A 25,473-nucleotide genomic window follows, 5' to 3' on the forward strand; every position below is an offset into this window, starting at 1 on the left:
AATGCCGATAACCGCTGCACAAAAAGCACAAGCTGAACAACGCCAGTGGGCCGCGGCAAGAGACGGTGCACCACAGGTGCGACTAGTGGCTGGCCCGGGCACAGGCAAATCTCATACGATTGAAAAGCGGGTAGCTGATCTTCTGACCAATGGAGCAACTCCCGGTAACGTCTACGTCATCTCATTCACTCGGGCTACGTGCGCCGAACTGACTGAACGTATCCGGGCTTTTTGCAGCACTCTCCCCTGTGCAAATGCGGCGACGCAAGTGCGAGTTTCAACCATGCATTCCCTTGCGCTTCGAATTCTGCGACGTGCCAATCTGCTCACCTCGTATCCCGGCACGCCAATCATGTTGGACGATTGGGAGCAGACCAATGTTTATGACAGAGAATTCGCCGGGAGTCTGGGATGTACTCCGTCTCGAGCCGCCGAGATCAGACTTGCACACGACGCACAATGGCAGACTCTGAATCCGCAATACGTAAACCAGGCGCAAATAACTCCTGCCGAGGTCCAAGGATTCAACGCATTTCATTCGGCTCGGACCAACCTGTATTGCTGTGTCCTCCCGGGCGAGGTGATTTACAAGTGTGTCGATGCGCTTCAGCAAGGCGCATTGCAGCCAAATCAATTACCGCAAATCGACCATTTGATCGTTGACGAATTCCAGGACCTTAATGCGTGCGACCAGGAATTCGTGCGCTTGTTGTCTTCAAACAATACAGTTTTATTCGTGGCCGGGGATGACGACCAGAGCATTTATTCTTTCCGGCATGCCAATCCTGATGGCATCGTCCAGTTTCAAACCGCCTACCCAGCATCGGCCACACATGTGTTGACAGACTGTTTCCGATGCACTCCGGCAGTGCTTGGGCCGGCCAGCCGACTGATCACTTTCAATTTGAACCGGGTACCCAAGAATCTTACGTCGCTTTACGGCTCTGCCACGCCGCCAGTTCAGGGCCGCATGATGGTTTGGTCGTTCCAGACTGCACAGGAGGAGGCACGCGCCGTTGCCCAATCTTGTCAGGCGCTGATCAACGCCGGCATGGCTGGGCGGGAGGACGAAATCCTCATTCTGATCTCTAATCGCCGGGTCCAGCTCGACATGCTGGCCCAGGAGCTTGGCAACCTCGGCCTTCCCTACGATCCTCCTCGCGGCGCGGCGCTCACAAATGAATATGAGGCCATCAGGGCTGTCTATTCGATTCTCCGGATCGCCAGAGATAATTCAACCGGTGAAGAAGACTACCCGGCGCATCGGGACCTGCTTGAGGTTCTCTCCGGTGTCGGAAGCGCCACGGCTAAAGGAGTCGCGGATGCCTGCATTTCCAACAACCAGAACTTTCGCCAGCTCTTTTATCTGCCAACATGCCCGACCTGGTTTTCCGGACGGTGCCCCTCGGCGGTTCAGCGTGTCATGGCAACCGTTCAAACGGTTAGAACGTGGAGCATGAGCGACACCTTGGCAGCTCGGAGCGGCGACATCACGACCCTCCTATCATCGCAGGTGTTCACATCAGGGCGAAATGCTGCCAATAGCCTGTCGATATGGAATACCCTGATAGGCTCGCTTCCGGCCCAGATGACACTTGAAGAGCTTCTGCAATTTCTTGCGGCCGACAGCGAGTCGGATCAGCAGGCCATCCTTGATCTGGTCAACCAGCGAATTGGCGGTGCTCAACCTCAAGCCCAAGTACCCGTTCAGAAGCGCATCAGGATTCTGACCATGCATGGGGCCAAGGGGCTCAGTGGAAAAGTCGTGTTCATCCCAGGGGTGGAACAAGGCCTCATGCCGAACTTCAGGGCCTTGCAGGCCACCGGACTGCTTATTGAACAGCGGCGTCTTTTTTACGTATCCGTCACCCGGGCCATGGCTTGCTGCATCGCGTCGCACGCCGCTCAACATTCGGGTGCCCAAGCGATGGCTTTGACTCAGAGGCCTGTTGCACGTCTAACGCGCTCTCAGTTTCTGAACGAGATGAGTGTCCCAAGCGTTACCCGAACCACCGGGTTGAGCCAGGCCGAAGCGGCGGCAATAGTCGCAGAGGTGAACAACTTATGAACGACCGCAGACTCATAGAAGACTTCCTGCCCGTGAACTCGGTCGGGGAAGCGGCTTCGAGTGAGCCCCGTACTAAGGGGCACATTTCGACCTTACACGTGTGGCGTGCGCGGCGGCCCTTGGTGGCATGCCGGGCTGCGGTGTACGGGGCGTTGGTGCCGGCATCGCTATTTATCCCGGAGAATGGACCGGACAACAAGAAACAGAGTCTGGGCCGGGCTAACGCAGCCAAATTCTTTGAGCGGCTCTGCAAGTATCCGGGCAACCCAACCGTCATCAAAGACGCGCAGAGGCACATCCTCGAATCCCATGCTGAGCGCTTGACGAGGGAGACGGGCAAGACTGTTACGCTCGAAGATATCGAGGCGGGAAAAGCGCCGCGCCCTAAAGTGCTGGATATGTTCGCCGGCGGCGGGGCCATTCCGATTGAAGCGGCCCGACTGGGATGTGAGTCGCATGCCCTGGACCTCAATCCGGTCGCGTATCTCATCGAGCTTTGCACAGTCACCTTCCCGCAGCAATTCGGAGCGGAGCTGGCCGACGATATCGAGAAGTGGGGCAAAACCATTCTGAAACGGACGCAAGATGCCGTGTCCGACGTCCTTGCACGCATACCGGTTGCACGAAAGCAACAGAGGGCGATCCAAAGAACCCTTGGGGATGGAGATGAAACGCCAGCCGACGAGTATTCTGTCGTCGCTTACTACTGGACGCGGACCATCCCATGTCCGAATCCACAGTGCAAAGGAACCGTACCGCTCTATCGACAGACTTGGTTGAGGAACAAATCCTCCGGCTACGTGGCCTTGAAGCCGGTGCCGGACATGGGCAGACGCATCATGCGTTTTCAGGTGGTCGAAGCTCGATCCGCATCAGCGCTTGGCTTTGATCCGTCCACCGGGAGCGCTGGTTCATCCACGGCATGCCCCTTTTGTCAGACCGCTCTCGATGGTCCCTATGTCCGCAGATATGGCGACGAGAAAGGCTTCGGCCAGCAGCTCATGTGCGTGATCGCGCTCAATCCCGACGGCCCCGGCAAGTTGTATTTTGTCGATGAATCCCTTGCAGCCATCGAGGCCGAGCATCAAGCCATATCCGAGCAGCGCGCAGCGGAGATCGAGCGCGAACTTGGACCGAGCAGTTTGGATGAAGAGATTCCGCCGACCGGCAACGCGGGGCTCGCGACGGGAAACAGCTACCTTTATGGCATCCGGACGTTCCGCCAGGCTTTTACCCCACGCCAGCGGTACATCCTCCTGACCATGGCCCGGGAAGTGCGCCGTGCCTACCAAGAAATGCTTGAACAGGGGATGGAACCGGAACGTGCAAAAGCCATCGCGACATACCTGGGGTTATGGGTCAGTCGTCTGACTGACAAGTGCAATGGATTAGCCAGATGGAATAATGGTCGTGAAACCATTGAGAGTCTCACATCGATGAAGCGTTTCGCAATGATGTGGGATTTTCCTGAAGTGAATCTCTTCGGTGGCGCTACAGGAGATGCATGGGGTAGCCTCGAATACATTACCGCTGCTGTCAGACGTGAAGGGCAATTCCGGAACCCTGTTAAAGCCATTCGTGGTTCCGCCGCTGAACTGCCATATGACAACGGCATCTTCGATGCGGTGATTACCGATCCCCCTTACTACGACAACGAGAGCTACTCAGAGCTTTCCGATGTCTGTTACGTCTGGTTGCGGCCGACCATCGGCTTTCTCTACCCTGAACATTTCGCCGGCCAACTGACGCCGAAGAAAAAGGAGTGCGTGGCCGCCGCGTATCGCCAGGGGGGAAAGCAGCAGGCGCGGAACTATTACGAGGACACCCTGTTTCAGTCCCTGCGAGAAGCCCATCGCGTCACGAAACCTGGCGGTATCCTGATCGTCGTATATGCCCATAAGACCACTCTCGGTTGGGCGACCCTTGTGGATGCGCTTCGGCGCGCCGGTTATGAAGTCGCCGAAGCCTGGCCTCTTACTACCGAAACAAAGGCCCGAGTGGCTCACCAAGGAGACGCAGCCCTTGCCTCAAGCATTTTTCTCGTAGCCCGGCGGCGTGAAGCACCTGAGACAGGCTCGTATGAGGATCAGGTCCGTCAAGACCTGGAGAAGATCGTCCGCGAGCGCGTGGATTCGCTTTGGAAGATGGGCATCACCGGCGCGGACCTGGTCATCGCCGCCGTGGGCGCGGGTCTTCGCGCCTTCACCAAATTCTCCCGCGTGGAATACGCAAACGGTGAGGAGGTCCCGGCCGAGAAGTTTCTGGCGGAGGTGGAAGGGGTCGTGCTGGAGACGCTTCTTGAGAAGATCTTCGGCGTGACCGGAAGCGGCGTTGCCGCGGTGGACGGTCCGAGCCGGTTTTACGTGCTCTGGCGCTACACCTACAAGGCGGCCGAGATGGACGCGGGCGAGGCCATCGTTTTCACCTATGGCCAGAACGTGGAGCTGGACGGCCAGAACGGCCTTTCGTCCGGCAGCCGCGCGCTGGTCGAAAAGAAGAAGGGCAAGTACAGACTGCGCGATTTCGCCGAACGGGGCGACGACGAAAAGCTGGGAATGCCAAAGGATGATGGCAAGTCCGCCCCGCTGATCGACATCCTGCACCGCATCCTCTGGCTGGTGGAAAACGAACCCCGCAAGCTGAATGATTTCCTCGACGAGGCGAGACCGGACCGGGAGCGGTTGCGTCTGGTGGCCCAGACCCTGGCCGGAACTGCGTTGGCCGGCAGGAAGGACGACGGACCGGAACACCTTCTTGCGACCACGCCGGCGGAAGGGGCTGCGCTCAAGAAACTCGTCGCCAATTGGCGGGCCCTCATCGACCAGCGGCTGGCCGCCAGGGAAGGAACCCTATTTGAACTCATTCGAAATTCGGAGGCCAAAAAGTGAGCACACATGCACTTCGTCCCTGGACCGATCTGGTCAAGCTCCATCCCGACGTGGAAGCGGGTGCGCTGACCGAGGCGGTGTTCGCCATCGATCTCGGAGCCATCGCCGCCAATGATCCCAACGTGCCCGTGGTCAACCGGGACCCGGAAGCCTTCTTCCGGGCGACCTACCTCACGGCCGATCTGCGAAAGCTCCTGGACGAAGTGCTGGCATCCCTTTCCGGCAAGTCCGGTTACAACCGGGTATTGAAACTCCGGGTGCCCTTCGGCGGCGGAAAGTCGCACACCCTGGCGTCGCTGTTCCATGCCGCGCGAAAGCGCGAGGCTCTGGACGGAATCCCGGAGGCGAAGGAATTCGCCCGACCCGGCAATGTGGCAGTGGCGGTTTTCGACGGCGAGAAATTCGATGCCCGTAACGGCAAGACGCTGGAAGACGGCCGGACGATACAGACCATGTGGGGCTGGATCGCATGGCAGATCGATCCCGAGAAGGCCTTCCCCCTCGTCGCCGAGCACGATAAGGACCGTGTGTCCCCAGGCGGAGATGTGATCCGCGAGTTGCTTACCAATGGAGCAAGCGGCAGGCCGGTTCTGATCCTCCTCGACGAAGTGCTCAAGTACATGGAGCGGTCCGCGGCGGTTAGTGTCCTTGATTCCACCCTCCAGCGACAGGCCAAGGATTTCTTCCAGAATCTGACCGTCGAGGTGGCCGGGAGCGAGAAGGCAGCGCTCGTCTATTCCCTCACCTGGAGCGCCAGGGAGGCCCTGGGCAATGTCGGGCTGCTTGCCGAGATCGACAAGCTCGCATCTCGGGTGGACCAACTTAGGGAACCTGTCTCAGGGGATGAGGTCCTTCCGATCCTTCAGCGGCGTCTGTTGGGCGGCGCTCCCGATCCTTCCTCCGCCACCGAGGTGTCTACGGCATATCAGGACGTCGTGACCGGCATGCAGCGGGCTCATGCCGAAACCCCCTCCGAGCGCCAGCAAGCCGAGGAGGAAGGCCGTCTGTTGCGGGATCGAATGCGGGCGGCGTATCCGTTCCATCCCGCGCTCATCGACATCATGAGGGAACGCTGGACCGCGGTGGATGCCTTCCAGAGGACACGCGGCGCGCTGCGTTTTCTTGCCTCCTGCATGCATTCCCTCAAGAAGAACGGCGGAGCAAAGGCACTTCTTGGGCCTGGAGACGTGCCGGTGAAGGACGTGGATGTCCGGGTGAAGATGCTTAAAGAGCTGGGTGTCCAGAACGACTACGACCCGGTCATCACGGCGGACATCGACGGTCCAAACGCCCGGGCAAAACGCATCGACGACAGGATGGCACGCGAAACTCCTGCGCTTGCCAGTGTGAAACCTGCCACGCGCATTGCCACGGCTATCCTTTTGTACTCGTTTGGCGGTTTGAGGCGCGAAGGCTCAGGAAGCGACGAGACGTTGCCGCCAGGCGTGACGGAGAACGAACTGTTGGCGGCCTGCGTCGGTCCCGACCTGGATAACATTACGGCCACGGCCGTCTTGTCCGAGCTCCGCAACACATGCCTGTACCTGCATTACGACGGCGTCCGCTACTGCTTCAAAAAGGACCCGAATGTCACCAAGCTGATCGAGGACGCGGAGCAGACCGTTGCCCGAGAGGATTCCCAGTCGCGCGGGCATGGCCCGGTCCGAAGCCAGATCAAGGAGATGCTGGATGCCCGCCTGGCCGGACACCACACGGCCATCGTCTGGCCGGCGAAAAGCCAGGACATTCCCGATGAGGACCCGCGCTTCCTCGTCGCCTACCTGCCCCTTGAGTTCGCTGCCGAGGGCAGGTCGGAACAGGATCGCCAGGCCAAGGAGTGCCTGACCAAGTACGGGGATCGTCCCAGGCGATTCCGCAACGGGCTGGGACTCGCGATACCCGAGAAGAAACAAATCGAGGCACTGCGGCGCGCTGTTCGATACCTGCTTGCCATCGACCGCGTAGAAGCCAAGAAGCAGCAACTCCGGCTCACCAAGGACCAGCTTGATCAACTCCGGGAGAGGAAACGCACCGAGCAGGCAGCGGCCGAGTCATGCTTCCGGGAGCTTTACACGGCCGTCTGGTTGCCTCGGGTGCAGGATGGCGAACTGGAAATAGAGAAAGTGGAACGGGGCGGGCGACCACTTCAGGCGACCGGCGTCCACGAGCGCATTATGGAGCTGCTTACCAGTGTGGGAACGCCGCGCATTCACGGCTCGGTTACGCCGCGGAAAATCGCCGAGCGGGTGCGGCTCGGTGAATCCTTGGGCGAGGGTGAATCGCCGCTCATGGGCATCAAGGCATCCGATGTCCTTGAATCATTTTTCCGGGATATTGCGCCGCCCCGGTTGGAATCCGCATCCGTCCTGCGCAAGGGGATCGCTCGAGGTGTATCGGAAAGCGTCTTCGCCTATGCGAGCGGAGGCAGTCCCGTTCTTGGTCCTGATGGAAGATACCAGGTAAGTCGCGACAAGGTGATTCTCGGTCGTTCCATTGCCGATGACGAAGTCGATTTCGATTCCGGCTTTCTCATGATGCCGGCAGCGATCCCGGAAGCCCCGGCGGCCCAACCAGCAGGCGCTTTCCCCGTCGATACAGGCGCAGTTTCCCCACCGAGCGTCCATGAGGGCCCGGGCGGAATTGATGTGGGAACCGGTACTGGACCAGTCACGACGGGCACGGATGCCGCCGGTCGGAAGAAGCGGGTCGCACTGACATTCGAAGCCACCAGAGAACAGGTCTTCAAGGCGTTCCCGGCCATTGCGAATCTAGCCGACAAATCTGACGGAGCCAGGGTTCGAATCCGCATCGAGGGTTCGTCGGCTGTCGGCTTCGATCCATCCTGGCTGCGCAATGCCGTGGACGAACCGCTGGACGAGGCAGATATCGAACGGACTGTGGAGGAATGACATAAGGAGGTGCGCCATGACTATGGCAAATGGCGAACGAACCTATCAACTTAAGGCCCTAACGGACTTGTGGACCGGCTCGGTCACTCTTGAAGAAAAAAACGGCCAGATAAAGGAAAAAACTGGACCGGACCGTCTTATCACCACCGGTCTGCTCGGCTCCATCCGCTGGTGGTTCGAGGTATTGGTCCGTGGTCTGGGAGGCAGCGCCTGCGATCCAACCGATACGAAATGCGAAGACCGGAACCATTGTGTTGTTTGCGAACTGTTCGGCTGCACAGGCTGGGCGCGGAAGTTCAAATTTGAAGTCCTGGATGAGAAAAGCGATATCAAGACAGATCAGATCAAACAAAACCAGGCTTTCAGTCTTCGCTTCACACCCCTCCGTCCGATTCGCGGAGAAGAGTGGGCCCTCCTGGACGCCACCCTTCGCCTGGTCGTCGAATATGGGGCCATCGGCGGCAAAACGGTATTCAAACCAACGGACGAATCCAGTCGCGCTGGCATGCTGCATCACAAAGACTATGGCCTGGTGCAGATATCCACGTCTCAGCAATTCGATGGAACAGGTCGTGATGACTTGGGAAAATATCTGTCCAAATGGCGGAAGCTCAACCACGGCGAGTTCGCCTGGGCTTCTTTGCAGCACTTCTGGTGCGTGAATGGAAAGTATCTGGCTCGACAGAACGGCAACTCGAGTTCATTCAACCGTGTAATCGAGCGCCCCGAGCCGAAGCAACAAAGCAGTCAGAACGATTCGTGGATCGCTGGTCGCCGGCCTGATCGAAGAAACAACGTTGAAGCTGAGAGCAAAAAGGTGTTCAGCTTCCAGAACCCCGCGAGAACCTTTGGCTTCGTGAAACCCAGACTGTTCGATTTCAACGCCGTGAAAGGACGTCTGACGAATGCTTGGGGACAGAACGGCTGGGATTTCCTCACCGGTGACGAGATCATTGGCCAGCTATTCGCCGGGAAGGAGGGCAGCTCATGAGTTTCGATTATTACGCCTCCCTGGCCGAAATGAAAGCCTGCCCGAAACAGGTGAACGAAGGCGGATTTGCTTCAGGCTTTGGGGATGGATGCGTAGTCTGGTCCTGTCGTGACGGGGAGAAGAACAGTGCGCGTCAATGCTACATGAAACGGGCGGCTGAACTGGAACTCAATCTCCCTCCGGACCTTCACCTTGAGCGGAATCATGCTTCCCTGCCGGATTCGACATGGTTCGGCATCGATGTATCCTTCACCCTGACATCACCCTGGTACTCGAAGGACGACCGCCCCTTTCACGTGCTTGATAACCCGGTACGCAAGGATCGGGTCTTCGGAGCGCCGTTCATGTCAGCGGCTTCCTGGAAGGGACTTCTTCGCTGGGCCTGTCGGATGCAGGCGGGCTTGTCCGATCATCTTGAAAAGCACGATATGAAAATGGATGGCTGGGAGGACCCTTCTTGGATCGTCCATCTCTTCGGCAATGAGAAAGGAGGGGATAAGGGCTTTCGATCCGGGACCCTTGCCTGTTATCCCACTTGGTTCAGCAAAATCGGCTTTGAGGTGATCAATCCCCACAGCCGTAGCCGCCGGACCGGGACTCAACCCATTTACTATGAGGTTGTCCCGGCCGGGACAAAAGGCAGGCTACGGCTGCTCTACGCGCCTCTGCCGGGAGAAATCGAAAACGATAAAGTCAAGCCCGCCGACCTCATCAGTAGCTTCATCGACAGCATAAAGGCGCTTCTCGAAACGTATGGCATTTCCGCCAAACGCACTGCCGGATGGGGCACTGCTCGAATCGATACATGGACAGGACTTGTGAAAGCCTCCGATGAACCCGCAAAGGTTGAGCCGCGATCCCCAAAGAAGACTCTCCACAGCCTCCAGGACCTAGGCACTCTGGTACGTGAGCAAATCCCACCAGGTTCCTTCACCCTCAAGGACGCGGAAGAATTCAAATCGGATATGAAAAGCCGTATTGCCCGGAAGGGAGGTGACCAATGACTGGATTTCAACTTCCGGACACGTTGCGGCAACATCGCCCTCTGCTTTTGGCGTGTGAGGCCATCGGCTGGCTTCATATGACGGGCAAGGCCAGGATCGATTTCCTGCGGGAGCACGGTGGACAGAAGAACGATTATGATTACAAGAAGTGGCCTGAGCAGGAGAACCCACCCTTTCCTTGGGATAACCTGCTGCAATGGGTGAAGGGTAAATTCAGCCTGGGTAATAACGCGTGGCCCGGAACTTTCTCAGACTTTCTCTCCAGACATCCTGGCCGAGATGGCGGGGTGCTTGGCTTACTCCAGGCTGGCCACGCTATGGCGTCGGGTATCGAAAAGAATCTTCCGTCGTCCACCGCAAAATACCTGGGCCAGGATGTCACCCACATGTGGTTGTCCACGGCCTTCGGCCACCCTGTCCGCAATCTGTTAGCCGATCCGCCTGAATTGCTGCCTGAATCTGGTTGGGAACGGCTGCTTGAGCAGGTACGGAATCTCCTCACCGAGCTGCAGCAGCTTGGCGGCAATGGCTCCCCAAACGACATTGATGGCTGGTGGCGTTGGCGCGATGCCACGGTTGGCCCTGATGGGTGGCTTCGCAGGACTTTTACGAGCACCCTGGCCGAAACCAGATTGCCGAACAACGACGTCACGCTCTTTGACCAATCCTATGTCGCGGCCGCCTTGTTCAAAAGCGCCGCGGCCGGGGCGATTCTGGAAGGCAGCTCGTTCCCTTGGTCCAACAATGGACTCAAACAACAGACTCGTTGGCGGCTCCTAACCATCGGGATCAGCGCGGATCACTACGAGGCCCGGGCCGTGAAGATTGGTGACTGGACCGGGGCGCGACTGGCGCTGGACGAGTTTTTTACCAAAGTCCGCAAGCTCGTTGAGGTCGATCTCGCTGTGGGCTCCCTGCTATACAGGGATGGCGAGACTTGTGTCTTTTCGTTCCCAGGGGAGCGATCCGGCCACGACAAAAAAGGGTACCAAGGCGGTGATTTGCAGATTGCCGAGTGGCAACGCTGGCTGATGGAGCAGATTGACAGTTATGCTCGCGATGCCAACCTCGAGACGCCCCCGTATTGCAGCATCAGCGAGCCTTCCCGATCTCTTGTGCGGATGACGGAGGAAATCCGGAAGGCGCGGGAGACGGTGATCGTGCCACTGCACCGCAATTGGCAAATTCCCGGCCAGGATTCGTCGGACGGCCATGTCTGCCCGGTATGTCTTGTACGTAGAAGCCGCTCAGGGACAGACAAGCAAAGGCCTTGCGATCCGTGCAAGGCGCGGCGGACTCACCGTTTGGACATGTGGTTGGAGGGGGAGTTCGGATCAGACTCCATCTGGATCAGCGAGGTAGCCGATGCGAATGACCGCGTCGCCCTTGTCACGATGAGCCTGGACATCGAGCCCTGGCTTGACGGAACCCGCCTGGACGCGCTCAGGACGCAGGCCATTCTGGAATGGCGCAAGTTCAATCCTGTCTTAAAAAACCAGCCAAACCCCATTGATCCCTCCACCTGTTTCGGCAGCCTCTATCAGCACATCAAAGGAAAACTCCAGTCTTTTGACAAGGCGGACCCCGTGCTGAGCAGCTTACAGGAGGGGTACCAGCACGAGACAGATTGGCCATCTTTTTTCTCCAAAATCGTCGAGGATCGCACCGACTCGCCCCAATGGGACACCATTGACGAGAGCGGCCGCACTGGATGGCTCACCCATCAGTTGTTCCGTAAGCTCGCCTCACCTGGTCGTATCTATCGCTTCTGGCGGCAGGCTGAGGATTTCTTCAAAGCTATGCTTGATGAATTCCGCGATATAGCGGCCGCAGACCAGAACCGCTGGCGCGTGCGCCGTTTGGTTATCAAGCCGGACAACGGTTCTTCCGGTTCGTGGGAAGACCGGCAGACCTATGGCGGATGTTATGGGGATGCTCCCGTAAGCCTGTTGTATCGTGAACAGACCAAGGACTTCCTCACCATCTGCAACCTGGCCCGACTTTTGAAACCGGAGCAAGACAAGGACAGTCTGCGCGGAATCACCCTGGAGTTGAAAGCGGATGACAGCATGGAGGCCCGACAACTCGTGGTCCGTTCGACAGAGGACTACGCAGGTCCTCTGGGCGTTTATCATCCGGTGATCCCCCTTGAGCTTTCCCCAGTGCGTTTTCGGGTCCTTCTGCCGCTTGAAGCCGCATCGGATTGTGTAGATAGAGCGATTGACAAATGGAAAGATCAATTCGCCCGTGTCTGGGACCGGCTGCCGCTTCGGATCGGCGTCGTGGCCTTTCCCAGGATGACGCCGTTTCAGGCCGTGATAGAAGCGGCACGGAACATCGAGGGTGATCTGGATGGGATTGAGAAGCCTGAAACATGGCGGGTCACGGGATGCGAAACACGGGAGAGCGTCACCGCTCTCAGCATCAAGTCCCTGGATCATCGGCAAGAGCTTCTTCAGACCATACCCATCAGACTCCCCGATCGACGGCAAGACGTATTTTATCCGTACCTTGCCGTGGAAGATAGACAGGCTCGTTTTCCTCTGGATTTCCGACATCCCGACGGCCGGGTTTTCAGGCACGTGAAAGATTTGCGAAGCGGGGACGGTATTTTCGTTTATCCCTCGCTCATCGCCACTCTCTTCATGGACGGCACGGCCAGACGTTTCGAACCGTTGTGTCGCAGAAACCTAACGGAATGGCTGCGGATGAGAGATCTCCGGAGGCTAATGAGCCGACATGTACCAAGTCAGACCGCGCTCCGCGGCGCATGGTCGGAAATTGTCGAGCGGCGTGAGGCATGGCAAGGGCCGGACGGAACATGGTTCGAGGGAGGAAAGACGGCATGGCTCGATTTCGCACGTGCGGTGTTCCATGAACGTCTGGGTGTTCGAGGTGCTTGTCTTGAGACGTTGGTGGCAGCCGCCGAAGACGGACTCCTGGACTGGAGCCTGGAATGGCACATGAGTGTACTAAAAGAGCAAGTGTCCGGAGGTGACCGATGACGACAAATAATCAGAGTTTTTTGACATTTCCGTTTGCCGGCATAGCGCTCGATCCCATCCATGTAGGTACGGGCGGAACTCGGCTGGGCCGGGTGGACAACACCATCGTGCGCGATCCGGTCACGCGGATACCGAAGGTTCCGGGCTCGAGCATCGCGGGAGTCATGCGAGCCTACACAGCCATGGCAAAGGGGAAATACCCCAACTGCGCAGGCCTTGGTCAGCCGCAGCGCGACGGTGCAGGTGGTCATTGCGGAAAGGCCGATTGTCCGGTGTGTACCGTGTTCGGGTTTGCAAAAGGCATAGGCGCAAGTGGCGGGTTCGCGGGACTGGCTGCATTCAGCGATATGCATGTGCTGCTCTTTCCTGTAGCGTCGCAATTGGGGCCGCAATGGATCACGTGTCCAATGGCATTGCGGCAAACCAGCATCGTGGAATTCTCAGAACTGGATGATCTGCCTGAGCAGCAAGTCGTTTACCGCAAAGCGGACGGGGCGGCAGCTCAGCCATCATTGAATCTCGGCTGGCTTCTTCTGCCGGTCAAGACGGATTGGCAGCCACTGAGCGAGATTGCTCAAAAGATCGTAGCGCTGGGGATACCGGGTTACATCATCAGCCGCCTGGGTGTCGTTTCGGACAAGCTGTTCACCCATATCGTAAATAGCAACCTCGAAGTACGAACCTCGGTCGCCATCGATCCGGCCACTGGAGCGGCCGAGGAAGGGGCGCTGTTCACCTATGAGGCCCTTCCTCGAGGCACAGCGCTTTTCTGGGAGGTAACTTGCCGGAATCCAAAGCACTTTAAGATCAATCAAAATGATGTGCAGGCGGTCGACTCACTGGAGAAGGTAAGAGATGTCGTTACTGACGCCCATTCTTATCTGGAACATCTCGGCATCGGCGGCATGGGAAGCCGGGGCATGGGGCGGCTGCGCGTGCTGGCAACGAAGAAGCCTGCCGATGCGGATAAACCAGGAAAGGAGGTCTTGTAATGGATGCTCCGACCTTCGAAACCCTGGACCTTGCTTGTGCCAAGGTGGGTAAGACTATCGCGGAGAGGCCATCAAAGGAGCTTGAGGACCTCGTTACGAGCGCGCTCGCTGTTCTGGAAGAGCAAGGAATTTATGCTCTGTTTCTTTTTCTAAAAACGCGAGGTGGCAGTGGGGCCGAAAATGTCAACCAGAATATTTATGAGTTCCTGAAAGTAACGCCGAAGCAGGCCCCTTTACTTTCTGACAATGCTGACGTCTTTACCTCGCTTCAGCAGATGGCCAAGGACCTTGACAATCTACTGCTGGCCCGTGATCTGGTCCGGCAAACACTCGTCTACGCCCGCTATCACGCGCGAGTGCCACAAAAGAGCGAGGTGCGGACATGACCTGGACGGCACTTCGATGGGTCTGGCGACTGGAAGCGCCGCTTTTCGTCGGCATGCCTCCGGCAGGGGCGTTGAACCGCTGTAGACCCTATGTCCCGGCGCGTGTGCTTTGGGGAGCTGTGACTGCTGAGATATCTCGATCAAGAAACGGTGAGAGCTTTCCGGATTATGGCAAACTTGGATGGGAAGTCGCTCTCAACTGCCGTTTCACCTATCTCTTTCCCGCCGAGAAACGGGGCGACAAATTCCTGGCTTGGATGCCGAAATTCGAGAGGATGAGCGGCGTCCAATGGTACTGCCACGGCGGCAAAGAAAGTCTGTCGGACCGTGACTTCAGACGTCGTCTGCTGGACTCCCGGCCCGGCACCGCAATCGCTCCCGAATCGGACTCGGCATCTGAAGGCACACTCCGGGAGACAGAATGTATCAATCCCTGGTGGCGTGATTCCAACTGTCAGGGAGAAACGAATGCCATGCTGATTTTAGGGTACGTCTTCTTGAGAAACAACGGCTTTCGCAGGCAGCTGGACAATATCGATACCCTCTTTGTCGGAGGGGACACCAGATACGGTCTTGGAAAAATATGCCGTGTGGGATGGGACGAGGCATCCGGTGACTTGTCCGTCTTCGGGAAACGAGTTCATCTGGATAAAGAGCATCCCGAAATACAGAGCGACATCGTTTGGGGACATGCCTTGGAAGGTGGTCAACATCAAATCCAGGGAATTCAAGGGGTAAAAGAGCTTCTTGGCGGCTGGGACCAAGGTAGCCCGTGGAGAGGAGCACTTACGTGGGCTCCCGGATCATTTTTGGAACGTTCAGCGGCCTGGTCGATAGACAAGTATGGATACTGGATGCATCAGGACAATAAATAGCCGATGTTCGCGACAGGTTTGCGACACAACTTGCGACAAACTCACGACTCGACTTGCGACATCCGCTTCCGGTCGCATGGTTAGGAAATCGACATTGACACCGCTTCCGGTCCGTCTGGAACGGCCTGCTCTTTGATAACTCGTGATATAATAAGGGCTTAGGAGCCGGAAGCTCGATGGAGAACGGTTATGAAGAGGGTTGCGCCCGGGGAGCCAGACGATACGGCTGACGCATGTCGGCCTCTGTTTCCAGAAACGCTCCGGACCGCTCAGGCCGGAGCGTTTCTGCGTTGCAGGCCCTGGGAAAAATTCCCGCCCGCTTGTGATCCAGTTCGCTCCGTGCAATACAACAATTCTCATGCACGCATGAATTGCGCCCCGGGGGGGGATCGCGGAGGAGCAGCGGGGGGATGCTGGAGAGTCTGCACATTCCAACCATTTTCGTGATGATCATACTGGCCTCCCTGGCCCAGGCGTTTTCCGTGGGCTGGGTGGTCTGGAACGATGATCGGGACGGGTTGCGCACCTGGGCTATCGCCCTGTGTTTTCATGCCGCAGGCTACGGGTTGTTCGCCTTGCGCGGGGTCATCTGGGACTTCAGCTCCATTGTTGTGGCAAATGTGTGCATTGCTCTGGCTTATTCAAGTTTTCTAAAAGCAATTCACATATTTACAGGGAGGCCGCTTTCTCCGGTGCCACAGTGGCTGCCGGCAGTGGTGATAGCCATCACCTTCAGCCTGTCCCTGGAGAGCATCCGGCCGCGCATGCTCATCGGCAACAGTATTTTTTGCCTGCAGAATGCATTGGTTATTGTTGCGCTGGCTTCCCAACGGTTCACGTTTCGTTCCCTGGGACGCAACCTCATGCTGTTCGGCCTGGTCCTTACCATGGCGGTCACACTCTGGCGAACCGGCGCAGCACTGCTGCATCCCGTGGAGGTGGACGCCCTGTTCAAGGTCTCGCCGGTGCAGGTGGTCACCTATCTGTCGTCTTTTGTGTCGATTCTTTTTGTTTCCAACGGCTATTACCTGATGGCCAAGGCCCGCTCCGACGAGCAGCTGCTCACGGCAGCCATGCAGGACAGGCTGACGGGTTGCTGGAACCGCGTGCATACTGAGGCCGTTGCCCGGCAGGAGGTGGCCCGCCTCAATCGCTACGGGTACCCGGTCACACTCATGATGATCGACCTGGACCATTTCAAGACGGTCAATGACCAGCATGGCCACACCACGGGCGATGCCGTGTTACGCCAGTTCGGGAAGGTGTTGCGAAGGGTGATTCGGGCCACGGATGTGGCGGGGCGTTGGGGTGGAGAGGAATTTGTCGTGATCCTGCCTTCCAGTGGATTGTTTGAAACTCTGCAGATGGCTGATGTACGCCAGCGATTGCTTTTATCACAACCTGCACGTGCTTTTATCACCTCCTGTTGCGGGATGGATTATGCACGGCATGGTGTTTGCTCAGTTTCCCATCCCCTCTTCCGCCTGTCTGATCCGGTCTGCCGCCAGGGCTGCGTACTCTGGTGACAGCTCCACGCCCACGAACTGCCTGCCGGTCTCGATGCAGGCCAGGGCCGTGGTGCCGCCGCCCAGGAACGGGTCCAGGACGGTGCCGCCCTCGGGCGTTACAGCTAGCAGATCCTTGATGAGCGGGATGGGTTTGCTGGTCAGGTGCACCTTGGCGGCGGTGTTGACCGCGTGGCGGAAGATGCCGGGCAGGCAGCGATCGTGCACCCGCTGAAACGGCGGCTTGACCGCATACACCACATATTCGGCGTCCCGTCTGAACTCCCCGAGCATGGGGCGGGCGCTGGGTTTGTGCCAGATAACCAGGCCGCGCCATTCCCAACCCGCGGCCTGGACCACGTCCGAGGCCAGGGGCAGTTGCCGCCAGTCCGTGAACATAAGCAAGGGTGCGCCAGGCCGGGCGATGCGCCAGCACTCTGCCAGCCAGAGCGTGGCCCACAGGGCGTAACTGCGCTGGTCTTTGCTGTCGCCCAGCATGGCTGGGTAGCTCTTGGCAGTCCCGGTGTTTTGATATTTCGTCGCCGGATCACGCCGCCGGGCGCTCGCATGGGTGCCGCCGCTGGAATACGGCGGGTCTGTCACCACGGCATCCACCGAGGCCGCCGGCAGGTCCCGCAACACCGTGACCGCCTCTCCTTGAAACACTTTGCCATTGTCAAAGATCATCCGCACTTGCCTGCTCCCGTTGGAGCCTCTCGGGCCTCTTGCCTGGGGCTCGCGGCCCGCACGTGATTCATGGCCCCGCAGCGGGGGCATTTGATGGCGAGGTTCAGGGCTTCGCCTTTGGCCAAGAGTTTATTGCACTGTCCGCATCGGATTTGGTCCATATCCCTGCTTGATTGTTGGGCCTTGGGCCTGCTACCCATGCGGCGTCCGGGGGTACGCTCTGGACTCCGCATGGCGCAGCGGCCTCGGCCGTGGTCCGGTGTTGTCGCACCGGGCCGGTGGGGTGTGTCACCACCCCGCCTGCGCCTCCGTTTTGGCGGGCGTTAACGCGCTGTTAACGCCCGCAACTCATCTCACCTCATGCCAGCACCTGTGCGGCCCGCTCGCTGGTCAGCACCCCGGCCTGTACGGCCACAGCCAGGCCGGCCTGGGTTTGGGCGTCGTCCAGGTCGATTTCCGCGGCCGCTAGAACCAGGTCCGTGAAGTACATCACTTCCGGGAGGCTGCTGGTTTTGGCCGTGGCCCATTCCTGGGGCGACAGGCGGCGGATGAATTCGACCCGCGTCAGGATGCGCGAGCGGTCCATGGGTTCGGGCTCGGTCGTGTCGGGCTCTGGCTCCGGCTCTGGAATGGCCTCCAGGATCCAGGCCCCGCCGGCCTCCCCATTCTCCCCGGCTTCCCCGGCCTCCCAGCGCGCCCGCTGGCCCTCAGGGATGGCCGGCGGGGGTGTTTCCACACAGCCGGCCGGGATGAGCCATACGCCAGGCTCCAGGGGCGATTCGTCGGCCACCGCCTCGCCGAGGTAGTAGCCGGCGGCGTCTAATTGGTACACGATCACAAGAGGCTCCTTTTTAAGAGTTTCTTGGGGAAACTGAGTTTCCCCAAACCCCTTCCAACTATGGGTTCACGCACAACACTTGCCTTTCCTTCCCCCCCTATCCGGGGGGTTCGGGGGGACGGTGTTCCCCCGAGAGCCGTTTCTTTTGTGCCGTTTCCTCAGTATTTCACGCAGTACAGCAGCGCGATGTTGCGGGGCCTGGCCTCGGACGCGCCGTTGGCCGCAATGGAGATGCCGGTGACGCTGAATTCGCTGACACTGTTGACGCCGAACAAATAGTTGCCGACGCTGGTCATCACCTGGTTGGCGGGGGTGCTGCCGGGGTTGTAGCCGCTGTAGTTGGTGGTGTGCCGGTGTGATGGATCATTCACTCCATGGGAGTGCGAGAGGTTGGCCGAGGCCTGGGCGCTGCCCAGCGTGCGCCCGGCGTCGGCCCCGCGCCCGTCATCCCAGCCGCGCACGAACTCGCCGCGCAGGTCCGGCAGATTGAAGGTGGTGGAGCCGTCGCCCGCGCCGAATACCGTGCCGATGGCCGCGAACAGGGCGGCATAGGTGGTGCGGCTGATGGCCGCGCCGTTGCATTTGAGCCAGCCCGCCGGCGCGGCGGCCATGGCGAAGGCCAGCACCGCGCCGGCGGGCAGGATGGCGGCCAGTGCCGTGGCGGCGGCTTCGGCAGTGGCCACGGCGACGGCCACGTCCTGCCGGGCCTGGTCCACGCAGGCGGCCACATCGGCCTGGGCCTGGGCAATGGCCGCGGCCAGGTCCGCCGTCAGCTGGGCCTGGGCGGCGTCCACCTCGGCCAGCTTGGCGTCCACGGCCGCGCCCCAGGCGGCCAGGGAATCGGTCACGGTGCCGTTCCAGGCCTCCAGGTTGGCGTTGCCCACCTCGATGAGGGCGTCCAGGTCCGCGGCCAGATCGTCCACCAGGGGGATGACGGCGGAGTTGATGCGTTCCAGGCCGGCGTTTTGCAGCTCGGCCACGGCGGCCTCCCAGTCCACCTTGAGCTGCTCCAGCTCATGGAGCCGGCGGACCAGGCTGTAAAAGCGCCGGTTCAGTTCCTCGGCACTGAGGGGCGTCTTGCCGTCGATGAAGACGAATTTTTCCAGGTCCAGCGTCATTGCGGCCTCCTACAGCGCCACGTCCATGCGCTGGGCCACGTGGAAGCAGCTCAGGGGCGTGGTGGTGGTGCCTTCGATCTGGATCTTGTAGGAGGCGATGCCGTCCGGGACTTCCGGAGAGGTGGGGGTGAAGGTCACGGTGCGGCGGATGGTGGTGGCGTCCAGGGCCTGATCCTGCACCGTGCCGGTGTAGGTTTCCGCGCCACTGCGCAGTTTGACCTCGCAGGTGTGCTTGGCCGCGTCCCAACCCTCCAGACGCAGGATGACCTGGATTTCCGCGCTGGGTTGGGTCAGCGCCCGTTCGGTGGAAATGTGCCGGAAGGAGGTCCCGGCGCGCCTGGCCCGCAGCTTGCTGCCGGAGCAGCCCAAGGCCGGCATGACGTCGGAAGAGCCATTGAACACGGCCCGCAGCCGGCACATGGCCGGCAGGCCCAAGAGGCCGTCGGTGGTGCCGTCCACCAGGCGCACCCATTCGGCACTACCGCTGGCCTGGTATTCCAGGGTCAGGTCCGTGGCGTCGGGCACGATGGCCTCGTGCAGCAAGGAAAAGACGGCGATGCCGTCGGACAGGGAGACCGGGGTCAGGTCCAGCACCGTGCGCGGGTTCTTGAACTGGGCATAATACAAGGAGAACATCAGATCCTTGGTGAAGTCGCCCTGGAAGTATTCGCCATCGGTGGAATAAAACAGCGTGCCTTGGCTGTACTGGGTGCCCGAGACCAGGGCCACATAATGGTTGCCGCCGGTGACCAGCACCAGGGCGTAGCGCCGGCCGTTTTGCAGGTACACGGGTTCGGCGAACTCGAAACGCGTCTCGCTGCCGAGCTTGATGGCCTCGGGCTGGACCACGGCCCGGCCGATGGTCCGGTGGTGGTTGGGCAGGCCGTTCAGGGTGTCCATCAGATAGAGATAGACCGGGCCGGTGGAGGCCTTGGCCGTGAAGGTCAGGCCCACGCCGGTCAGCCAGCCGTTGGAGCTGTTCAGGAAGGTCTGGGCGTTGGTCGAGCCGTTGACGCTTTCGGTCACCGAATCGATGACCGTGTACTGCTCCTGCCAGGTGTGCACCCAGACCTGCCGGCCCTGGGTCAGCTCATGGCCCGGCGCGCCGCCCGCGCCCCAGGCCTCCATGTAGGTGGCATCGCCCAGGGTGACGCCCGCGGGCACCGCGCCTTCAAAGACCTCTTCGACCACCCGCGCCTGATCCACCTCGGCCCAGTACTGACCATTGGTACAAGATTGCCACGTGGGCGAGTACTCGATGCGCCGCCGGGTGCGCGTGCACTGGCGGGTGGTCACGGTCTGGAACTGGTACTGGCTGAGCGCCAGGCTGCCGGATTGGCCCGTCAGCTGCACGCGGGGCACCACCTCGTAGGCCGGCAGGATCAGGCCGTTGTGGTCCTTGACGCTCGTATCGTTGGGGTTGAAGGGGGCCAGCTGCATCTCGGTTTCCCCGGCCCAGGGGAAGCGCGCCCCCATCTGCACCAGGGCGTGGAACTCGGGATTGGTGGTGTCGGATTCGTCCTTGACCAGGAAATTATCCGCCTCATACTCCATGAACGTGGCCGGGAGCGCCAGCTTGTCCCGGATCACGGCCACTTCGGCGGCCAGCTGGGCCAGCAGGGGGCTGGTGGACTGGCTCTTGATCAGGGCGGCCAGGGCGGCCAGGTCGCTCATGATGGCGGCCAGTTTGGGGCCGGCCTCGGCAATCCAGGCGGCGTTGGCCAACGTGCTCTGCCAGACGTCGAAGAGGCGCATGAGCCGGGTGTTGTCCGCAATGCGCACCTCCTGAATGCCCGAGACAGTGAGGAGCACGGCGGCCACCTCGGTGTAGCCCGTGGGCGCCACGGGCTGCTGCGGGTCCGTGGACTCCAGGCCCGGCGTGACCAGCACGGCGATGGTCCGGGCGCGCTCCATGGCCACCACGCTGGGCTCGGTCTGGCCGCTTTGCAGATCGATGAGGAAATCCCGCGGCTGCAGGTCGGTTTCCACCTCCTGGCCGATGACGGACAGGGTCAGCCAGCGGGAATCCTGCAGGGGCAGGTGGCTGAAAATGCTGATGGTCTCGGCCTGATCCTTGCGGTAGATGATGCCGGCCTGGCCGTCCCAGAGGCGGCCGGCGGCCATGTCCAGCTCCGTGGCGCTCTTCTTGGAAACGGTCAGCCCGACGAACATGCGCTCGGCGGTGATGGCGTCCATGACCAGATGCTGGTGCATCTCATCCATGAAGGTCTGGGTGTTATTCAAATCAGCGGCCTGGAACTCCTGGCGGTCCCGGAAGACAACGAATCGGGATGGCATGTTAGACAACCTCCAGTTGTCGCTCGCCCACCACCGTCGCGCCGGCCTTGAGGCTGGCGCTGCAGGTCACGGTGCGGCGGTTGGTGATACGGACGTCAATTTTGTCCGAGAGGCGCACGGCCTCGCGGCCCACGCGGCGCATGCGGTCAATCCAGCCCTGGGCGTCCACGGTGGCCAGGAAGCGCCGGCCGGAAAAATGGCGGCCCACAAAGGCCACGTGGCGGGACTGCGGCCGGAGCAGGTCCACGGCGGCCTCCCCGTGATGCGCCGGGAAGCCGCCCAGGCGGAAGGCCCCCAGGAACAGGGAGGCGTCGCGGGCCGGGAAGGCGTTGCGGGCCGGGTCGAAGAGCCTGGTGCGCCGGTAGATGCGGTCCGCGGCGCGGCTGGCGTGGGGAAAGCACCTGGCCAGGCAGGCCCCGCCCTTGTCGGGAAAGACGTCTGTCCAGCGATTGCCCAGGAAGACCACCTGGCTGCGGTGGCCGGGCTGGGCCACCAGCTCGTAGCCCACCCGCACGGGCTCCAGGGAGGGCTGCACGGCCAGCGCCCGGCGGCGGTCCAGCTCATCGGCATACGGCGCGGCCTGCTCCAGCAGGTAGTAGCGTGATGCGGCGTCCAAGTTTGCCAGGAAGCCATGGAGCAGCCCGCCGCACATGACGGCGCGGCCACGGCTGTCTCCGCGCCCGGCATCGCCCGGCAAGGCCACCTGCACCGTGCGCGTGGCCTGGCGCTCCAGGCGCTGGCGCTCGGTCTGCAGGCTGTGCAGGGGCGTTTCCCGTGCCGTTTTGGGATCATACAGCGTCACCTGATCGCCGATGCGCAACAGGGCATCGCCCCGCGCCAGGAACCGCGCCCGGCCATATCCGAACGTGTCCCCCACATGCGCCCCCACGGCCACCCCGGCATGCCGGTACGGGTAGACCCGCACTTCCGGATGCGGGGCCAGCCAGGCGGCCCGCTCGTCCGCCGTCAGGCTGCCGCCCAGATAGCTCTTGGTGGGCGGCGAGGCGGCGAGCAAGTTACGTTTCAGGAAGGTGCGGAAATAGAGGGCCAGGCCGGCCTTGGTGCCCTTGAGGCGGTGGAATTCCACAAACCGCCGCGTGACCTCCAGGCGTTCCGGGGTGGACTCCAGCAGGTCATACAAATCCACGTGCCAGCCCCAGGCCACGGCGTCGAGGACCTGGCCGCCCAGGCGCTGGGCATAGCCGGACAGGTCCGCATAAATGTCCAGCAGGTCAATGGCCGCAGTCACCCCGGCCAGCTCGCCCTGCACGGCCGCGGCCGAGGTCTGGATGGTCGGGTCCGCGGCGATGGAGCCGGGCAGCAGGTCCGCAAGGGCCAACTCTCTGATGGAGGTCTTGACGGCAGGCGTCATGCTTCCATCCCTCCGAAGACCACTTGCATCTCATCCACCTGGGCCACCTCCCAGGCGGCCAGGGCGCGGGGGGCGGGACTGGTCACCTCCACCCGCGTGGCCCCGGCGTCCATCAAGAGCGCCGTCAAGCGGCTGGGGTTCAGGTCCCGCCCAAGCTTCGCAGCCTGCCAGGTGACGTACTCCTGGGCCGCCTGGGCCACGCGGGCCGTGATGGTCCCGGCCTGGGCCGCCTGGGCCGGGTCCAGCCACCAGGTGGCCGCCACGCCATAGGCCACGGCCACGGGCGTGCACACCTGGACGATGTCCGTCAGCGGCCGGACGTCCTCACGGTTCAGGGCCGCGGCAATGGCCGCGATGACCTCGGCCGCGGGCAGCGCCCCGCCGCACAGGGGATAGACGTCCACCTGGCCCGGCGAGGGCGAGACCACGGCCACGTCCGTCACCCCCTGGTGAGCGGACAGGGCGTGGTAGCGGTAGGCCTCGGCCGGGCCGCAGATGCCCAGGGCCTCCGGGGCCAGCTGGACGCGGACCCGGAAATGGTCGTCAGACTCGCCATCGCAGCCGCCGTAGGACGGGGTGACGTTGGCCACGCGGTCCACGTAGGCGATGGGTTCCACCATCTTGTTGATCTGCCCCGGCACAAAGCCGTTGCCCACCGCGCCGGCCGCGCTGCAGGTGGCCACGCCTTCGGCGGCCAGCTGGCCGGGGGCGATGACCAGCGTTTCGGCCAGCACAAACACGGCCGCATCCGCGCCATTGCCGGCCACGGCCCGCGCCCCCGCCGGCACGGCCACGGCCCATTCCAGGGGAGCCACCAGGCTGTAGCGCAGGGTGGTCCGGGCCGGCTGGGACGGCAGGCGCACCGTCTGCAGCAGCTCGCCCAGGGCGTCCAGGTACGGCCCCGAGGCGTACCGGACCAGATTCTGCTTGGCCGTCCAGTCGATCAAAAAGCGCTGGTGCGACAGGGTGTAGGCCACGCTCTCCAGGAACAGGCGCACGGGGTCGCCGGGATAGAGCGTCTTGCCCGCGGCCAGTTCATAGGCGGCCATGACCTCGGCCTGCACCCGGCTGGGGTCCGTATCCACGAACATGAGCTCGCTCATAGCGCCCCTGCCTTGATGGTGATGGTGACCACGGGAAAAAACGCGCCGTCAGCATTGGCGGCCTGGTCCGCGGGCAGCTCGATGCGTTTGACCCGCACCCGCGGTTCATGGCGCTCGATGGCCTCTGCCAGGCTGGCCATGGCCCGCGCCGCGCCCATGGGGCCGGGCTGGTCGATGTAGCTGCCGTCCCCGGCAAAGGTGCGGTCCAGGACCACGCTGCCCAGATGGGTCAGGATGATCAGCTGCACGCACTGCATGATATCTTCCACGCCCGTGGCCCCGATGAGCAGCGCCTCGGGCCGGCTGCGCAGGATAAGCGTCGTTTCCATGCCCATCTTAATGGTGTTCCTTCAGAGACAGGTTCACCCGCAGCACCTGAGGGCGGCCCCGGCCATCCGTGCGCAGGCGGGTCTCGGACAGGCTCTCCAGGACATAGCGCCCCCACAGCTCGCCCCCCAGCACCAGATAGTGCGGCGCGCCGCCGTCCTGCAGGCCGCGCAGGTGTTGCAGCTCCTCGGCGGGGTCGCACCAGGGGGCGCAGAGCAGGATGTCCAGCCGGGACGTTTCCAGGCCGTAGCCCAGCCACTGCAGCCGGGCCTTGCCGTCCACCACGGCATGCTCGGCAAACTGCACCTTGCGTTCCCGGGAACAGGCTTCCCAGGTGCGGATGGTCTCGCTGGAAACCTCAAAGGCCACGCTGCCCAGGCTGCCGACGTTCATTGCCCACCCCCGCCGTCATCAATCTTTTCCGACCAGATGCCTTCCTCCAGCAAATCTTTGCGAAAGGCGGCCTGGGACATGGCCCCCATGATCAGCACCTGCGGGGCGTTCAGGACGATCATCCGCGGGGCCTCGATCACCACGTAGCCCTCGCCCTTGAGCGCCCGCCAGTCCTCGGCTGCCGGTGGTTCCGGCGGTTCCGTGGGCAGCTGTTTTTCTTCCTTCAATTTGATGAGCAGGTTTCCTTCAACAATGCGCAGGGTGCACAGGTCGCCCTGCAGCTGCTCGTCAATACCGCCACCCTCCGCAGCACCCTGGACGTGCCGAAACAGCCGGTGGGACCGGCGGTCATACCCGGTTCTTGAACCGTCCTTGAAGGCCCGTTCCTGGACGTCCGCCCCGCCCGCCGCGGCCAGGGCCGGCACCGGGTCCGGCCCGGAAAAGATGGAGCCCAGGTAGACGCCCTGTTCCTGGCCATACGGCAGGGACAGGATCACGCCCTGGTCGCCCACGTCGGGCAGCCAGGCGTCCTGGTCCGCCGTGGCCTTGCGGCAGAGCACGGGCACGGTGTGCGTGACCAGGCCGTCCTGATCCTGCATCTGCACCCGCACCCGGTGCCGGGCCGGCTCCAGGCCCACCACCAGACCAATGCGGATGACGTGGTTGGTCTCGCCCCGCTGGCGGTGCAATGCGTCCATCAAGGTGCCCAGCATG

Annotated in this window: 20 protein-coding genes; 10 read left to right on the plus strand and 10 right to left on the minus strand. The window is 61.4% G+C overall.

The genetic code is table 11. The features are described from left to right. Position 1: 1 nt before the first annotated feature. From ACYQ00_RS16295 to ACYQ00_RS16340, 10 genes are all read left to right on the plus strand, one after another. Positions 2 to 2,068, plus strand: a complete 2,067-nt coding sequence (locus ACYQ00_RS16295; RefSeq protein WP_460033159.1) for an ATP-dependent helicase — start codon at positions 2 to 4, stop codon at positions 2,066 to 2,068. Next, positions 2,065 to 4,956 carry a DUF1156 domain-containing protein gene (locus ACYQ00_RS16300; protein ID WP_460033160.1) on the plus strand — a complete coding sequence of 964 codons (2,892 nt, stop codon included), beginning with the start codon at positions 2,065 to 2,067 and terminating at the stop codon, positions 4,954 to 4,956. The genes ACYQ00_RS16295 and ACYQ00_RS16300 overlap by 4 nt, the downstream gene beginning before the upstream one ends. Next, positions 4,953 to 7,865, plus strand: a complete 2,913-nt coding sequence (locus ACYQ00_RS16305; RefSeq protein ID WP_460033161.1) for an ATP-binding protein — start codon at positions 4,953 to 4,955, stop codon at positions 7,863 to 7,865. The genes ACYQ00_RS16300 and ACYQ00_RS16305 overlap by 4 nt, the downstream gene beginning before the upstream one ends. A 16-nt stretch (positions 7,866 to 7,881) precedes the next feature. Next, positions 7,882 to 8,856, plus strand: coding sequence for a type III-B CRISPR module RAMP protein Cmr1 (gene cmr1, locus ACYQ00_RS16310; protein WP_460033162.1), 975 nt, complete (start codon positions 7,882 to 7,884; stop codon positions 8,854 to 8,856). Next, positions 8,853 to 9,860 (plus strand): RAMP superfamily CRISPR-associated protein, encoded by a 1,008-nt coding sequence (locus ACYQ00_RS16315; RefSeq protein WP_460033163.1) that lies wholly within the window; start codon positions 8,853 to 8,855, stop codon positions 9,858 to 9,860. The genes cmr1 and ACYQ00_RS16315 overlap by 4 nt, the downstream gene beginning before the upstream one ends. Beyond that, positions 9,857 to 12,865 (plus strand): CRISPR-associated protein Csx11, encoded by a 3,009-nt coding sequence (locus ACYQ00_RS16320; protein WP_460033164.1) that lies wholly within the window; start codon positions 9,857 to 9,859, stop codon positions 12,863 to 12,865. The genes ACYQ00_RS16315 and ACYQ00_RS16320 overlap by 4 nt, the downstream gene beginning before the upstream one ends. Next, the gene (gene cmr4, locus ACYQ00_RS16325) at positions 12,862 to 13,857 is read left to right on the plus strand and encodes a type III-B CRISPR module RAMP protein Cmr4 (protein WP_460033165.1); all 996 of its coding nucleotides are present in this window, start codon (positions 12,862 to 12,864) and stop codon (positions 13,855 to 13,857) included. Before ACYQ00_RS16320 ends, cmr4 begins: the two co-directional genes overlap by 4 nt. Beyond that, positions 13,857 to 14,243, plus strand: a complete 387-nt coding sequence (locus ACYQ00_RS16330) for a hypothetical protein (protein ID WP_460033166.1) — start codon at positions 13,857 to 13,859, stop codon at positions 14,241 to 14,243. The genes cmr4 and ACYQ00_RS16330 overlap by 1 nt, the downstream gene beginning before the upstream one ends. Then, complete coding sequence (locus tag ACYQ00_RS16335) at positions 14,240 to 15,118, plus strand: hypothetical protein (protein WP_460033167.1); 879 nt, start codon at positions 14,240 to 14,242, stop codon at positions 15,116 to 15,118. The genes ACYQ00_RS16330 and ACYQ00_RS16335 overlap by 4 nt, the downstream gene beginning before the upstream one ends. Before the next feature lie 482 nt (positions 15,119 to 15,600). Beyond that, the gene (locus ACYQ00_RS16340; RefSeq protein WP_460033168.1) at positions 15,601 to 16,644 is read left to right on the plus strand and encodes a GGDEF domain-containing protein; all 1,044 of its coding nucleotides are present in this window, start codon (positions 15,601 to 15,603) and stop codon (positions 16,642 to 16,644) included. Here the strand turns inward: ACYQ00_RS16340 and ACYQ00_RS16345 are convergent. The 10 genes from ACYQ00_RS16345 to ACYQ00_RS16390 form a co-directional block, all read right to left on the minus strand. After that, the gene (locus tag ACYQ00_RS16345) at positions 16,579 to 17,310 is read right to left on the minus strand and encodes a DNA-methyltransferase (RefSeq protein ID WP_460032469.1); all 732 of its coding nucleotides are present in this window, start codon (positions 17,308 to 17,310) and stop codon (positions 16,579 to 16,581) included. The two genes, ACYQ00_RS16340 and ACYQ00_RS16345, sit on opposite strands and share 66 nt — an antisense overlap. Next, positions 17,307 to 17,543: a Com family DNA-binding transcriptional regulator gene (locus ACYQ00_RS16350; RefSeq protein ID WP_460032470.1), complete on the minus strand. Its 237-nt coding sequence runs from the start codon at positions 17,541 to 17,543 to the stop codon at positions 17,307 to 17,309. The genes ACYQ00_RS16345 and ACYQ00_RS16350 overlap by 4 nt, the downstream gene beginning before the upstream one ends. Before the next feature lie 125 nt (positions 17,544 to 17,668). Then, positions 17,669 to 18,148 carry a hypothetical protein gene (locus tag ACYQ00_RS16355; protein WP_460032471.1) on the minus strand — a complete coding sequence of 160 codons (480 nt, stop codon included), beginning with the start codon at positions 18,146 to 18,148 and terminating at the stop codon, positions 17,669 to 17,671. Positions 18,149 to 18,306: 158 nt separating this feature from the next. After that, complete coding sequence (locus ACYQ00_RS16360; protein ID WP_460032472.1) at positions 18,307 to 19,266, minus strand: tail fiber protein; 960 nt, start codon at positions 19,264 to 19,266, stop codon at positions 18,307 to 18,309. A gap of 9 nt (positions 19,267 to 19,275) precedes the next feature. After that, positions 19,276 to 21,564 (minus strand): hypothetical protein, encoded by a 2,289-nt coding sequence (locus tag ACYQ00_RS16365; RefSeq protein WP_460032544.1) that lies wholly within the window; start codon positions 21,562 to 21,564, stop codon positions 19,276 to 19,278. A gap of 1 nt (position 21,565) precedes the next feature. After that, positions 21,566 to 22,936, minus strand: a complete 1,371-nt coding sequence (locus ACYQ00_RS16370) for a phage tail protein (RefSeq protein WP_460032474.1) — start codon at positions 22,934 to 22,936, stop codon at positions 21,566 to 21,568. After that, a complete protein-coding gene (locus ACYQ00_RS16375) occupies positions 22,933 to 24,039 on the minus strand; it encodes a baseplate assembly protein (RefSeq protein ID WP_460032475.1) in 1,107 nt (368 codons plus the stop codon). The genes ACYQ00_RS16370 and ACYQ00_RS16375 overlap by 4 nt, the downstream gene beginning before the upstream one ends. Continuing rightward, entirely contained in the window at positions 24,036 to 24,374 is a 339-nt protein-coding gene (locus ACYQ00_RS16380; protein ID WP_460032476.1) for a GPW/gp25 family protein, read from the minus strand. Before ACYQ00_RS16380 ends, ACYQ00_RS16375 begins: the two co-directional genes overlap by 4 nt. A gap of 1 nt (position 24,375) precedes the next feature. Next, on the minus strand, positions 24,376 to 24,759 hold the full coding sequence (locus tag ACYQ00_RS16385; RefSeq protein WP_460032477.1) for a phage tail protein: 384 nt from the start codon (positions 24,757 to 24,759) through the stop codon (positions 24,376 to 24,378). Then, positions 24,756 to 25,472, minus strand: coding sequence for a phage baseplate assembly protein V (locus tag ACYQ00_RS16390; RefSeq protein WP_460032478.1), 717 nt, complete (start codon positions 25,470 to 25,472; stop codon positions 24,756 to 24,758). The genes ACYQ00_RS16385 and ACYQ00_RS16390 overlap by 4 nt, the downstream gene beginning before the upstream one ends. Position 25,473 lies beyond the last annotated feature (1 nt).

Source organism: Megalodesulfovibrio paquesii (assembly GCF_054653055.1).